The 14,943-nt window shown below is 70.3% G+C and carries 6 protein-coding genes; 4 read left to right on the top strand and 2 right to left on the bottom strand.

What is annotated here, in order from left to right; translation table 11 throughout:
• The first annotated feature begins 144 nt into the window (after positions 1-144).
• Positions 145-2,193: an APC family permease gene (locus tag ACWCRB_RS19970; protein ID WP_450997312.1), complete on the top strand. Its 2,049-nt coding sequence runs from the start codon at positions 145-147 to the stop codon at positions 2,191-2,193.
• A gap of 116 nt (positions 2,194-2,309) precedes the next feature.
• On the top strand, positions 2,310-3,638 hold the full coding sequence (locus ACWCRB_RS19965) for a class I SAM-dependent RNA methyltransferase (RefSeq protein WP_450997311.1): 1,329 nt from the start codon (positions 2,310-2,312) through the stop codon (positions 3,636-3,638).
• Here ACWCRB_RS19965 and ACWCRB_RS19960 read toward each other — a convergent pair.
• Together ACWCRB_RS19960 and ACWCRB_RS19955 are read right to left on the bottom strand one after the other, a co-directional pair.
• Positions 3,590-4,690, bottom strand: a complete 1,101-nt coding sequence (locus ACWCRB_RS19960; RefSeq protein ID WP_450997310.1) for a LacI family DNA-binding transcriptional regulator — start codon at positions 4,688-4,690, stop codon at positions 3,590-3,592. The genes ACWCRB_RS19965 and ACWCRB_RS19960 overlap by 49 nt on opposite strands.
• Positions 4,691-4,848: 158 nt before the next feature.
• Positions 4,849-7,326, bottom strand: coding sequence for a glycoside hydrolase family 2 TIM barrel-domain containing protein (locus ACWCRB_RS19955; protein ID WP_450997309.1), 2,478 nt, complete (start codon positions 7,324-7,326; stop codon positions 4,849-4,851).
• 324 nt (positions 7,327-7,650) lie between these two features.
• On the opposite strand from ACWCRB_RS19955, the gene ACWCRB_RS19950 reads away from it, so the two are divergent.
• Together ACWCRB_RS19950 and ACWCRB_RS19945 are read left to right on the top strand one after the other, a co-directional pair.
• Complete coding sequence (locus ACWCRB_RS19950) at positions 7,651-13,164, top strand: glutamate synthase-related protein (protein ID WP_450997308.1); 5,514 nt, start codon at positions 7,651-7,653, stop codon at positions 13,162-13,164.
• A gap of 5 nt (positions 13,165-13,169) precedes the next feature.
• The gene (locus ACWCRB_RS19945; protein WP_450997331.1) at positions 13,170-14,900 is read left to right on the top strand and encodes a diflavin oxidoreductase; all 1,731 of its coding nucleotides are present in this window, start codon (positions 13,170-13,172) and stop codon (positions 14,898-14,900) included.
• Positions 14,901-14,943 lie beyond the last annotated feature (43 nt).

Here is a 14,943-nt window from a genome sequence, read left to right as displayed (position 1 = left end):
GTGTGCTGTGTTTTCGTCATATAGCCATGAAGACGTGGTCCCGGGGGTGTTTGCCTGTCTCGGATGTCGGGATTTCACTCGGCGGACCGCCGGGATTTCACCCGGATGTGCCCAGAACAAGGCGGGGAGCTTACGATCCTCTCCGTGTCCAAACTGACCGACGTGCCCAAACGGATCCTGATCGGGCGCGCACTGCGCAGTGATCGGCTCGGCGAAACGCTCCTGCCGAAGCGCATCGCTCTCCCCGTCTTCGCCTCCGACCCGCTCTCCTCCGTTGCCTACGCTCCCGGGGAAGTGCTGCTGGTCCTGTCGATCGCGGGCGTGTCGGCGTACCACTTCAGCCCGTGGATCGCACTCGCTGTCGTCGTACTGATGTTCACCGTGGTCGCCTCCTACCGGCAGAACGTGCACGCGTACCCGAGCGGCGGCGGCGACTACGAGGTGGCGAACACCAACCTCGGCCCCAAGGCCGGCCTCACGGTCGCCAGCGCGCTGCTGGTCGACTACGTCCTCACCGTCGCCGTGTCGATCTCCTCGGGCATCGAGAACCTCGGCTCCGCGATCCCCTTCGTCGTCGAGCACAAGGTGCTCTGCGCGATCGCCGTCATCGTGCTGCTCACGCTGATGAACCTGCGGGGCGTCAAGGAGTCCGGGAAGCTGTTCGCGATTCCGACGTACGTGTTCGTCGCGGGCGTCTTCATCATGATCGCGTGGGGCGCGTTCCGCGGGCTGGTGCTGGACGAGACCATGCGCGCGCCGACGGCCGGCTACGAGATCAAGGCCGAACACCAGGGCCTCGCCGGGTTCGCACTCGTGTTCCTGCTGCTGCGCGCCTTCTCCTCCGGCTGTGCCGCGCTCACCGGCGTCGAGGCCATCTCCAACGGTGTGCCGGCCTTCCGCAAGCCCAAGTCCAAGAACGCGGCGACCACGCTCGCGGCGATGGGTCTCCTCGCCGTCACCATGTTCTGCGGGATCATCGTGCTGGCCATGACCACCAAGGTGCGCATGGCCGAGAACCCCGCGCACGACCTGCTGGACAAGGGCGTCGAGGTCGGCTCCGGCTACGTCCAGAACCCGGTGATCTCACAGGTCGCCGAGGCCGTGTTCGGTGACGGCAGCTTCTTCTTCATCCTGCTCGCCGCCGCCACCGCCCTGGTGCTCTTCCTGGCCGCCAACACCGCGTACAACGGCTTCCCGCTGCTCGGCTCGATCCTCGCGCAGGACCGCTACCTCCCGCGCCAGCTGCACACGCGCGGCGACCGGCTCGCCTTCTCCAACGGCATCGTGCTGCTCGCCGGCGCCGCCATCCTGCTGGTGTGGATCTACGGGGCGGACTCGACCCGCCTCATCCAGCTGTACATCGTCGGCGTGTTCGTGTCGTTCACGCTCAGCCAGACCGGCATGGTCCGGCACTGGAACCGCCACCTGGCCACGGAGAAGGACCAGGTGAAGCGCCGGCGCATGGTCCGCTCCCGCGCCATCAACACCTTCGGCGCCTTCTTCACCGGGCTGGTGCTGGTCGTCGTACTCGGTACGAAGTTCACGCACGGCGCCTGGGTGGCGCTGCTCGGCATGGTGATCTTCTACGCGGTGATGACGGCGATCCGTAAGCACTACGACCGGGTCTCCGCGGAGATCGCTGCCCCGGAGGGCCCGAGCGACGACAGCGTACGGCCGTCGCGGGTGCACTCCGTCGTCCTGATCTCGAAGATCCACCGGCCCACCCTGCGCGCGCTCGCGTACGCGAAACTGATGCGCTCCGACACGCTGGAGGCGCTCAGCGTCAACGTCGATCCGGCGGAGACGAAGGCGCTGCAGGAGGAGTGGGAGCGGCGGGGGATCACCGTCCCGCTGAAGGTGCTCGACTCGCCGTACCGGGAGATCACCCGGCCGGTGATCGAGTACGTGAAGGGGCTGCGCCGGGAGTCACCGCGCGACGCCGTGTCCGTGATCATCCCGGAGTATGTGGTCGGCCACTGGTACGAGCAACTGCTGCACAACCAGAGCGCGCTGCGGCTCAAGGGGCGCCTGCTGTTCACCCCGGGCGTCATGGTGACGTCGGTGCCCTACCAGCTCCAGTCGTCCGAGGTGGCCAAGAAGCGGGCCCGCAAGCGGCAGGACTGGAACGCGCCCGGATCGGTCCGGCGCGGCCCGGCCGAGGAACGGCCGAAGGAGCCGAGCACGAAGGGCTGAGCCGACGGGTCCGGGTTCGGGTGCGGGCTTGTGGTGAGCGGTCGGGCGGGGCCCACGTAGACTGGTGGGCTGTTGTCCGGCCGTTCTCTCTTTCTCTCTTACGGAGTCACCCCACCATGCAGGCAGAACCGAAGAAATCGCTGGTGGGGCTGGAGTACGAGGTCGAGGTCGGTCCCGTCGCCCACGGCGGCCACTGCATCGCGCGTACGGAGGAGGGGCAGGTCCTCTTCGTCCGGCACACGCTGCCCGGTGAGCGGGTCGTGGCCCGGGTGACGGAGGGCGAGGAAGGGGCGCGGTTCCTGCGCGCGGACGCGGTGGAGATCCTGACGGCGTCCAAGGACCGCGTCGAGGCCCCCTGCCCCTACGCCGGCCCCGGCCGCTGCGGCGGCTGCGACTGGCAGCACGCCAAGCCGGGCGCACAGCGCCGCCTCAAGGGCGAGGTCGTCGCCGAGCAGCTGAAGCGGCTCGCAGGCCTGACCCCGGAGGAGGCCGGCTGGGACGGCACGGTGATGCCGGCCGAGGGCGACAAGCTGCCGCCGGGTGAGGTCCCTCAGTGGCGTACGAGGGTGCAGTACGCGGTCGACGCGGACGGCAACGCCGGGCTGCGGCGCCACCGTTCGCACGAGGTCGAGCCGATCGAGCACTGCATGATCGCGGCGCCGGGCGTCAGCGAGCTGGGCATCGAGGAGCGCGACTGGTCGGGGATGGAGTCCGTCGACGCGATCGCCGCGACGGGGTCCCAGGACCGCATGGTCATCCTGGAGCCGAGGCCCGGCGCCCGCCTGCCCTTGGTCGAGCTGGACAAGCCCGTCTCCGTCATGCGGGTCGAGGAGCACGACGGCGGCATCCACCGCGTCCACGGCCGGGCGTTCGTCCGCGAGCGCGCCGACGGCCGTACCTACCGGGTGGGCAGCGGCGGCTTCTGGCAGGTCCACCCGATGGCGGCCGACACCCTGATGAAGGCGGTCATGCAGGGCCTGCTCCCGCGCAAGGGAGACATGGCCCTCGATCTGTACTGCGGTGTCGGCCTGTTCGCGGGTGCGTTGGCCGACCGGGTCGGCGACAAGGGTGCGGTCCTCGGCATCGAGTCGGGCAAGCGCGCGGTCGAGGACGCCCGTCACAACCTCGCCGCGTTCGACCGCGTCCGCATCGAACAGGGCAAGGTCGAGGCGGTCCTGCCGCGCACGGGCATCACCGAGGTGGATCTGATCGTCCTGGACCCGCCGCGGGCGGGGGCGGGGCGGAAGACGGTCGAGCAGTTGGTGAAGCTGGGGGCGCGGAAGATCGCGTATGTGGCTTGCGATCCGGCTGCGTTGGCTCGGGATTTGGGGTATTTCCGGGAGGGGGGGTATCGGGTGCGGACGCTTCGGGCTTTTGATCTGTTTCCGATGACTCATCATGTGGAGTGCGTTGCCGTGCTGGAGCCGGTGGCCAAGGGTTCCTGACCTGCTGTCGGGCTGTCAGGGCGGCCGGCGAAGGCGGCTTCCTGCGGTGTGTCGGCAGCGCCCCGCGTCGACTCCCGGGCGATCACCACCGTGTCGGTCGTCGTGTCCCGTCGGGGAAGTGGGCGGCCGTCGGCCTCGTGGAGGGCGAGGGCGGCGAAGTGGCGGCTCAGGCTGATGATGTCGATTCGTACGCTGGAGATCGAGGGGACGAACAGGGCGGCCAGGGGGGTGTCGTCGTGGCCGATCACCGCCAGGTCGGTGGGGATGGACATGCCCGATCGGATCGCCGCGCTCACCACGGTCGCCGCGCTGTCGTCGTTGTACGCGGCGACAGCGGTGATGCCCTCGGCTCGCCAATGGCACACCGCCTCCTGGGCGGAGGTGTCCCGGTGGTCCACCGGACGGACGTCGAGTGGGGCGAGGCCGAGGCGGGCGGCGGCCTGCTGGGCCTTGCGTACGCGGTGGTCGAGTAGGGACGTGTGGGGGTCGGCGGGGGTGGCGAAGGCGATCCGGCGGTGGCCCTGTTCGTACAGGTGGTCGATCTGCAGGGTGGTTCCCGCGGCGAGTGCGGGCCAGTCGTCCAGCGTCGTCGGTTGTCCGGGGGCCGGGATGATGCCGGTGATGCCGGCGGCGCGCATCGAGGCCAGCTCGTCGGCGTCGAAGGGGCCGAAGCCGAGGACGACGTCCGGGGTGAGCAGTTCCCACAGGGGGCGTGCCCGGCCTGCGGCGTAGCGGGGGCAGGTGACCAGGGAATACCCTGCCTCGTCCAGCGCGAGCGCGGCCTCGTCCAGGTGCTGCTGCATGGGGAGACCGGCCGCCCAGTCCGGCAGGACGAACAGGATCAGCTTGCTGGTGCCGCGCCGCAGCGTCTGTGCCGCCCGGTGCGGGCGGTAGCCCATGCGCGCTGCCTCGGAGAGCACCCGCCGACGCGTGCTCTCCGGGATCGTCTGCCCAGGGGTGTCGTTCAGGACGAACCCCACGGTCGCCCGCGAGAGGCCCAGGGACCGGGCCACATCCGCCGCCGTGACCCGCTTGAGCCCCGTCGCACTCACAGTGCCTCTCCGCTCTTCCTTCTCTTCTTCTTCTCGCCCACGAGTCGTTTTTGTCGCGCGTCGTGTTTCCTCACGCATGCTACTTGCACGTGCTATCCGGAGTATTACCAGGTGACGGGCAACTCGTAGACGTGGGGGAGGGGAATCCCGAGGTGGGTCTACTCCACGGTGACGATCACGTCGACCGCCTCGCACCCTGGTGCCGATGCCGTCAGGTGGATCTTGCCGGGGCCGGTCGGGCGGAGCACGGCTAGTGCGCGGCCCTCGTAGGTACGGCGTTCGGGTGCGTCGAAGCGTTCCTCGGAGGCCGGGGCGGCGCTGCCGAAGCCCAACAGGACGCCTGGGCCGGTGACTTCGAGGCGTACGGGGCGGTCGGCCGCCGTGTGGAGGGTGCCGTCCGGGTCCGTCAGGGTGAGGGTGACGTACGCGAGGTCGCCGCCCTTCGTGGTGATGGCCGCGCGGTCGGCTGTGGTGCGCAGTTCCACCGGGCCGGTCGCGGAGCGCAGGGTGTGGCGGCCGGTTTCCGTGCCGTCGCGGTAGGCGATCGCGAGGAGTTCGCCGGGTTCGTACGTCGTGTCGAACTCGGTGCGGAAGCGGTGGTCCTCGGCCACCGGGTGGCGTCCCAACGAGCGTCCGTTGACGAGGAGTTCGACCTCGTCTGCGTCGCCGTAGACCTCTACGGCGACCGGCTTGCCCTCGGAGTCGGGCCAGGTCCAGGAGGCGATGCTGTCGCTCCATGCCCAGGGTGTGCCCGCCCAGGTCTTGCCGTGGTGTTCGGGGCGTCGTACCGCGATGTACGGCTGGGTGCGCAGGCCGAAGACGATCTCGCGGTAGTAGGAGGCGGGGCGGCGGTGGCCGGTGATGTCGAGGTCGCCGCAGCCCGCGACCAGGTAGGGGTAGGGCGCGGTGTGGGCGGGGCGGGGTGCGTCGGGGGTGAGGTACTGGGGGCGGCCGATGCCGACCTCGCCGAGGTAGTCCCAGCCGGTCCAGGTGAAGTCGCCTATGACGTGGCCGTGTTGCTTCACCAGGCGCCAGTTGCCGTCGATGCGGGTGGGGAAGGTCTCGGTGCCGAGGATGATCCGGTTCGGGAAGAGGTCCTTGTCGAGGGTGTAGCGGGCCTCGGCGTAGTTCATGCCGGCGACATCGAGCACGGCGAAGGACTCGGCCGTCTTCTCGGTGACCAGGCCGGAGGCGCTGATCGCGTTCATCATGTCGCCCGCGTCGGCCATCAGGGTGTTGATGCCCTTGTCCTCGCTTTCGCCCTTGCCTGAGTCGGCTGCCGGTCCTGCCTGTCCTGTCTGCTGCTGTGACTGGCCGCGCAGCTTGCCCAGTTCGGACATGACGGCCAGCATGCCGTTCACCGCGTTGGTGACGTAACGGGTGCTGTCGAGGGAGCGGACCTTCTCGGCGAGTCGACGGCCCCAGGCGGAGCCGGCCGCCGAGCCGGTCTCCGGGATCTCGTTGCCGATCGAGTACATGATCACGCTGGGGTGGTTGACGTCCTTGGCGACCATCGCCTCGATGTCGCGTTCCCACCACTCCGGGAAGCTCAGGCTGTAGTCGAACTCGCTCTTGCCGGACGTCCAGACGTCGAAGGCCTCGTCCACCACCAGCATGCCGAGGCGGTCGCAGGCGTCCAGCATCGGCTTGCTCATGGGGTTGTGGGACATGCGGATCGCGTTGAACCCGGCGTCCTTGAGGAGTTGGACGCGTCGTTCTTCGGCGCGGGCGAAGGTGGCGGCGCCCAGGACGCCGTTGTCGTGGTGGATGCAGGCGCCGCGCAGTTTGACCGTTTCGCCGTTGATCCGCAGGCCGTGCTCGGGGTCGAGTTGGAGGGAGCGGATGCCGAAGGTGACCGTCTCGGCGTCCAGGTCCTTCAGAGTCACGGTGGCGGCATACAGGGCGGGGGCGTCCGGGCTCCACAGCAACGGGGAACGGACGTACAGGCGTTGGCGTACGGTCGCGGGCTCGCCCGGCAGCACCGTGATCTTCGAGGCGTCGGTCGCGACGGTGTTCCCGCCGGCGTCGCGGATCTCGGTGACGACATCCACCGTACGGATCGCGATCGAGTCGTTCTCGACCCGCGTCGCGACCTCCACCACCGCCCGCCGCTCGTCGATGTCCGGGGTGGTGACCCGGAGCCCGTCGGGCGCGATCCGGACCACCTCGCCGACCAGGAGCCAGGTGTCGCGGTAGATGCCCGCGCCGGTGTACCAGCGCGAGTCACGGTGGGCGCGGGCCTCCACGCGGATCTCGTTGTCCTCGCCGAAGCGCAGGAAACGGTCGGCGTCTATGCGGAAGTGCGAGTATCCGAACGGGCGCTGCCCGGCGTAGTCCCCGTTGATGAACACCGTGGCATCCCGGTAGACGCCCTCGAACTCCACGAGGATCTGCTTGCCCCGGTACTCCTCGGGGACGGCGAAGGTCTTGCGGTACTCGTACACACCGCCTGGGAAGTAGGCGCCCGCGCCGCCCTCCATCGTGACCTCACCGCCCGGTGCCGCACGCTCCCGCTCGATCATCGCGTCGTGCGGCAGCGTGACCGGCCGGAAGGGGACCTTCGTTCCGGACAGCTCGGCGAAGGGGTTGACCTTGGGGCGGGCCTGCCAGCCGTCGTTGAAGGACGTACGGATCACGTGGGCTCCATGGGGTGCGGGGAGTTCGGTACGGACCGGTGATCACCGTAACTTGCACGTGCTAGTTACGCTACCGGGTGTGAGCTGCGAGATAGGGCGGAGGCGGCGCGTGAGATACGGTGCGGCAGGGCATATGTGCTGGACACGCCCTTGCGATGGAAGTTAGGTAACCCTTACCGTACCTACTTGCATCATTCAGGGACTCGGCCGTCACCCCGGCCGGCCCGCGGCGAGCGCTTCACCGACGCAGCCTGGCCGTCCTACCCCAGTGCCTTCAGGGCCTGGAAGGTACCCGCAGCCGGAACCCGCTCATAGGACCCGCACTTGAATCAGCCCGCCTTCGGTCTGTACGACCCTGCCCGCGACCACAGTGACTGCGGCGTCGGCTTCATCACCCGCCTCGACGGGACGCCGAGCCACGACGTCATCCGTAAGGGTGACGAGGCGCTCCGTGCGATCCCGCACCGTGGCGGCGCGTCCGCCGAGGGCGTCGGCGACGGCGCGGGCGTGAGCATCGACCTGTCGGTGGAGTTCTTCGGCGCGATCACCGGCGAGACCCTGCGCGCCGGGCACTTCGGCGTCGCCAACTGCTTCGTGCCGACCGACACGGCACGGCGCGACGCCGCCGTCGACCTCGTCGGCCGGTGCATCGCCGAGCAGGGCTTCGAGGTCGTGCTGGTCCGGGACGTTCCCGTCGATCACAGCGTCGCCAGGCCCGCCGCCGAGCAGTACCAACTCCCCGTCGTGCAGTGGGTGTTCCGGGCCCCGGACGAGTGGCAGCGCGCCGACGTCGACACCGCCGCCAACCGCGCCCTGCTCGCCGTCGAAGCCGTCGCCTACGCCGACGACCAGGACCGGTACGCCGGGCTGTACGCGCTGTCGCTGAGCGCGCGCACGCAGGTGCTCAAGGGGCGGCTCAACTCCGGCGAGGTCATCCCCTACTTCTGCGACCTCCTCGACCCTCGGCACTCCGTACGGTCGCTGTACTTCCACACCCGGTTCTCCACGAACACCGAGCCGCACCCGACCATGGCCCAGCCGTTCCGGCTCATGGCGCACAACGGCGAGCTGAACACGGACAGGAAGAACCGGCTCTCCGACGAGGCCCTCGCGCGGGCCCGCACCCGCAGCATCGTGCGCCCGCCCGGGCAGTCCGACTCCAGTCGGCTCGACCAGACCCTCCAGAGCCGGGTCTTCGACGACGGGCTCGATCTCGTCGAGGCCGTCGTGTCGCTCATGCCGCCCGCCTGGGAGAACGACCGCACCCTGCCCGACGGTGTGCGGGACATGCTGGAGTACTTCTCCCTGTACGAGGAGAAGAACGACGGCCCCGCCGCCCTCATCTTCAGCGACGGGGACGTCGTCGGTGCGCGGCTGGACCGGCTCGGGCTCCGTCCCCTGCGTACGGTCGAGACCGCCGAGTATCTGATGGTGGCCTCCGAGGCCGGACAGGTCGCGTTCCCCGACGACGAGGTCGTGCACCGAGGCCGTATCGAGGCCGGCGGCATGCTCGTCGTCGATCACCGCACAGGGCGCCGGATGCGTACCCGCGACGTGCTCGACTCCCTCGCCGCGCGCCGCCCGTACAGCGAACTGCTCGACGCGGCCCGGGTGAACCTCGACGACCTGCCCGCCCCCGACTACTACCGGGGCACGACGACCCTCGGCTACGACGGCGACCTGAGCCTCGCGGGCCGGTACGTCGCGTACGCGCTGAACCAGGAGAGCTTCCGGTTCATGCTCGACCCGATGCTCAACACCGGGTCCGAGCGGATCTCCGCGATGGGCTACGGCAACGCCATCAACGCGCTCAGCGACACCGAGGGCGGCATGGCGAAGTACTTCTCGCAGCGCTTCGCCCAGGTCACCAACCCGCCGCTGGACAGCATCCGCGAGGCCGACGGCATGAGCATGCGGGTCGCCCTCGGCCCCAAGCCCGATGGCACGGGCAGTGTCGGGGACCGTCAGCTCGTCGTCTCCTCGCCCGTGCTCGGGCACCTCGACATGGTCCGGCTGCGCGACCAGCGGATCGTGCCGCTGGAGCGGTTCGCCATGCTCTACGAGCCGGTGACCGGGGACGAGACGGCCAACGCCGATGCCCTCCGGGACGCGCTCCAGCAGCTCTGCGACGACGTCGAGCGGTTCGCCTCGGAAGGAGGCGGCATCGCCGTCCTCACCGACCGGGCCGTCTCCTCCACGCGGGCGCCGCTGCCGGTGATCCTCGCCGTCGCGGCCGTCAACCAGCGGCTCATCGAGACCGGGCTGCGGCTGCGCGTCTCGATGGTGGCGGAGAGCGGCCAGCTGGCCTCCTCCCATCACGTCGCGACCGCGCTCGGCTTCGGCGCCTCCGCCGTCTACAGCCTCAGCGCACGGCTGCGCGCCGAGGAGAAGTTCCCGAGCGCGCCCGCCCCCGCCGGTGAGATCACCGAGACCGACCGGGCGCTCGCCAAGTTCCGCAAGGCCGCCGAGAAGTCCCTCGCCAAGACCATGGGCCGGGTCGGCCTGTGCACCGCCGAGAGCTACATCGGTGGCGAGTTCTTCGAGCCGAACTACCTCGACACCCGCGACGACGTGTTCGCGCGGACCTTCCCGCACATGGACGCCCCGGTCGGCGGCGTCGGCTTCGCCCGGATCGCCCAGGCCGCGACGGACTGGCACGAGCGGGCCCGTACGGTCGAGACCGAGGGCCAGGTTCCGCTGCTCGGGCTGTTCAAGGAGCGGTCGGACGGCGCCGGGCACTCCTTCGGCGTCACGGCCGTGCGCGGCTTCGGCGACATGGTCGAGGAGCGCCCGGAGTTCGGCCGCGAGGGCGACCCGGAGGCACTGCGCCTCCTCACGCTCGGCCAGCTCGACGACGCGTTCGGCATCACCGACACCGCATACCGCAACACCGGGTACGACGCCCTCAGCGACGCCGAGATCGACGCGTTCCGGATCACGCCCGGGTACCGCGCCTTCCTCCGGACCACGCACGAGGAGCGGTCCCGTCGCCCGGCCGCACTGCGTGACGTGCTCACGCTGCCCGCCGACCTCACCGGACTCCGTACCCCGGAGGACTTCGCGCGCGAGCTGGGCCGGTTCTCGGCGACCGGCAACGCGAGCGTCACGGTCCGGGGTGTGGTCGCCTCCGTCACCGAGCGGGGCACCGTCCATCTGCGCCTCACGTCCCCGGGCCCCGAGGCCGCCGAGCGCCACGCCGCTCTCGCCGCAGGGCTCGGACACCTCGGCGAGGTCACGACCCTCGCCGTGAGCGCCGACGGAATCGAAGTCGAGGCCACCGGCACCGCCGCCCACCTCCTCACCCTTCTCGACGGCGCCCCCGACAGCGTCCCGCTCGACGAGGTCCAGCCCGCGCACGAGATCACCCGCTCCCTCGCCTCCGGCGCGATGAGCCACGGCGCGCTCGTGGCGACCGCGCACGAGGCCGTCGCGCACGGCACCAACATGGTCGGCGCGATGTCGAACAGCGGCGAGGGCGGCGAGCACCACACCCGGTACGGCACCATCCGCGGCTCCCGGATCAAGCAGTTCGCCTCCGGCCGGTTCGGTATCTGGGCGGGCTATCTCGCCGACCCGATGCTCCAGGAGCTGGAGATCAAGATCGGGCAGGGCGCGAAGCCGGGTGAGGGTGGCCAGCTGCCCGCGCCGAAGGTCACCGTCGACATCGCGGCGGCCCGTGGCGGCACCCCGGGCATCGAGCTGATCTCACCGCCCCCGCACCACGACACGTACTCCATCGAGGACCTCGCCCAGCTCATCCACGACTGCAAGGCCGCGCGGGTACGGGTGATCGTGAAGCTCGTCTCCTCGGAGGGCATCGGCACCATCGCGGTCGGTGTCGCCAAGGCCGGCGCGGACGTCATCAACGTCGCCGGGAACACCGGCGGCACGGGCGCCGCGGCCGTCACCAGCCTCAAGTACGCCGGACGCTCGGCGGAGATCGGCGTCGCCGAGGTCCACCAGGCGCTCGTCGCGAACGGGCTCCGGCAGAAGGTCGTCCTGCGCTGCTCCGGCGCGCACCAGACGGGCGGTGACGTCGTCACCTCGGCCCTCCTCGGCGGCGACAGCTTCGAGTTCGGTACGACCGCGCTGATGATGCTCGGCTGCGTCATGGCCAAGAACTGCAACGTGAAGTGCCCGGCCGGGCTCACCACCAACTCCGAGGCGTTCGAGGGCGACCCGCGCGCACTCGCCCAGTACCTCCTCAACATCGCCCATGATGTCCGCCAGATCCTCGCCCGGCTGGGACTGCGGTCGCTGCGCGAGGCGCGCGGGCGTACGGATCTGCTGCAGCTCCTTGACCACCCGGCGAGCGTCGGACGTCTTGACGTCCGCCGCCTGCTCGCACACGTGCCCGAGAAGGTCGTGGCCGACCCGGAGTACCTGGAGAAGGACTTCACCACCGACGACGCCCTGATCGAGCAGGTCCGGGCCGCGCTGCTCGACCGGCGCGAGCCGTCGCTGCTCGTCGAGGGCATCCACCTCGGCAACAGCGACAAGTCGGTCGGCGGCCAGCTGTCCATCGACGTCGAGCGGCTCCTCAACCACAGCCTTAACGCAGATGGACCCGCGATCACGACCGACGACCGAGGCCGTCGCCGCCTCGTCGACGGCGCCGTCCGTATCCGTACCACCGGCTCCGCCGGACAGTCGTACGGCGTGTTCTGCAACGACGGCATCACCCTCGAACACACCGGCACCGCCAACGACGGTGTCGGCAAGAGCCAGAGCGGCGGCCGGATCGTCGTCCGTGCCCCGGGCGGCGGCAGCGCCGAGCCCGGTGGCAATGTGCTGATCGGGAACTTCGCGCTGTTCGGCGCGACGGGCGGCCGTACGTTCGTGCAGGGCGAGGCCGGTGACCGGTTCGCCGTGCGGAACTCCGGTTCGACGGCGGTCGTCGAGGGCGTCGGTGACTTCGGCTGCGAGTACATGACCGGCGGTACGGTCCTCAACCTCGGCGGCTTCGGCAAGGGCCTCGGCAACGGCATGAGCGGCGGGTTCCTCTACCAGTACGACCCCTCCGGCGACCTCCGCGACCGGGTGAGCGCCGACTCGCTGCTGGTGTTCCCGGTGACCGACACCGCGCGCGGCGCCTTCCACGAGGAGGCCGTACGGCTGCTGCTGGCCTGGCATGTCGAGGCCACCGGCTCCGAGCTGGCTGCCCGTCTGCTGCACGACTGGGACACCGAGCGGCAGCACATGTACTGCGGGATGCCCCGCGCGCTCCTCCTCTACCAGGACTCCACCGAGATCCTCGCCGCGGCGACCCGCAACGAACTCCTCGACGAGCTGGCGACCTCCATCGCGACGGACAAGCTCCGCGCGTTCAAGGTCGACTACCGCGACCGGCGTACCGTCCTCGGCGGCCGGGCCCCGGCCTTCGGCGACCAGGGCAGCGACGACATGTTCTCGCTGCTGTCGTCGTACACCGTGCTCGGTGTCGCCCAGGACCTCGCGCTCCAGCGGGTGCCGGGCGCGAGCGGCCCGGACGACCCGAAGGTCACCGAGGCCGTCCGGAATCTCGTCCTCACCGAGGACTTCTTCGTCAAGCAGCGGGTTGTGAAGTACCTGCGCGGCACGCTGGACCGCTTCGACGACGGCGAACTCGCCACCCTCATCGCGATCAAGCGCCTCGACGACTACAAGCGCGCCCTCAAGCAGCGCAACAACCTCAGCGTGGACGCCCCCGGCACCTACGGCTGGATCGTCCACCAGACCACCAAGAACGCAGGCCGCGTCCGCGCCGCCCGGTTCGACGAGCTGCTGGCCACGGCCGCGCTCGACGACATCGCGAGCCGCCGTATCCCGCAGGCCCCGACCGAGACGGTGACCGCGTGACTCTCATGCCCCCGACCGGGTCCCTCATCCCGGTGGACGCGCCGTTCTCCGCCGCCCAGGAGTCCTGGCTCGCCGGGTTCATCGCCGGTATAGCGGCGGCCGGACGCCGGGCCGAGGCGGCGGGTGACGCGCCCGCCGCGACGATCGACGTCCTGTTCGGCACCCAGACCGGCAACGCCGAGTTCGTCGCCGACGAACTCGCCGCCGGAACCCGGGCCCGTGGCCTCGGCGCGCGGACCGCCGCGCTCGACGCCGTCACGCCCGAGCAACTCGCCACGATGACCCACGTACTTGTCGTCGTCTCGACGTACGGCGAGGGCGAACTCCCCGACAACGCCGGGCTGTTCTGGGAGGCGCTCCAGTCCGACACGGCACCGAGGCTGGAAGGTCTGCGGTACGCGGTGCTCGGCCTCGGCGACCGCGGCTACGACGACTTCTGCCAGGCCGCGAAGCTCATCGACACGCGCCTGGAGCAGCTCGGGGCCGGCCGGGTGCACGAACGCGTGGACTGCGACGTCGACTTCGAGGAGCCGGCGGCTGCCTGGACGGGCGCGGTCCTGGACCGCCTGGTCGCGGAGACCGGCGCGAGCGGCACGACCGGCGCGAGCGCGCCCACGGCGACACCGGCCCGCGTCCGTTCCCCCTGGAACAAGCGCACTCCCTACCCGTCCCGGCTCACGGTGAACCGGCTGTTGTCCTCCCCGCGCAGCGCGAAGGAGATCCGGCACTACGAGTTCGACCTCGGCGACAGCGGCATCACGTACGAGGCGGGCGACGCGCTGGCCGTCGTACCGCTGAACGACGACGCCCTCGTGGGCACGCTGCTCGATCACCTCGGCGCGAGCGGAGACGCGAAGACCGCCCAACTCCTGCGCGCCGAACGGGAGATCCGCACCCCGTCGAAGGAGCTGATCGCCGACCTCGTCGAGCGTGCGCCGTCGAGCGAGCTGGCCGCGGTCGTCGCGCACGGCGACCGGTCCGACCTGGACTCCTGGCTCTGGGGCCGGGATGTGCTCGACCTGCTCCAGGACGCCGGTTCCGCCGCCCCGGACCTGGCCGAACTCCTGCCGCTGCTACGGCCGTTGCAGGCCCGCCAGTACTCGATCGCGTCGAGCCCGCTCGCCCATGGGGATCGCATTCACCTCACGATCGCGTCCGTCCGGTACGGCACCGGGCAGCGGACGTACGAGGGCGTGGCATCGACGTACCTGGCGGACCGCATCGGCGAGGACGCGTCCGTCGGCATCTACGTCCAGCCGAACGCCTCCTTCGGCGTCCCGGCCGACGACGACGCCCCGATGATCATGATCGGCCCCGGCACGGGCATCGCGCCGTTCCGCGGCTTCCTGCACGAGCGGGCCGCGAAGGGTGCCGCCGGGCGCAACTGGCTGTTCTTCGGCGACCAGCACCGTGACACCGACTTCGTGTATGAGGACGAGCTGACGGAACTGCGGCAGGGCGGCGTGCTCACCGAACTGGACCTCGCGTTCTCGCGCGACCAGGCCGAGAAGATCTACGTACAGACACGGATGCGGGAGCGGTCGCGCGAGCTGTACGGCTGGCTGGAGGACGGCGCGCACGTCTACGTCTGCGGCGACGCCTCCCGCATGGCGAAGGACGTCGAGACAGCTCTGCTGGGCGTCATCGGCGAGCAGCGCGGACGTGGTGACGACGACGCGGCGGAGTACCTCGCGGACCTACGGCGGGCGAAGCGCTACGTCCGGGACGTGTACTGAACATGACCGACCAGCACGGCGGCCGGCTTTGCGCGTTCGAGGG

The sequence above is a fragment of the Streptomyces sp. NPDC002156 genome (assembly GCF_053593675.1).
The sequence above is the reverse complement of the archived record's forward strand: the minus strand, read 5'-3'. Positions and strand labels throughout refer to the sequence as shown.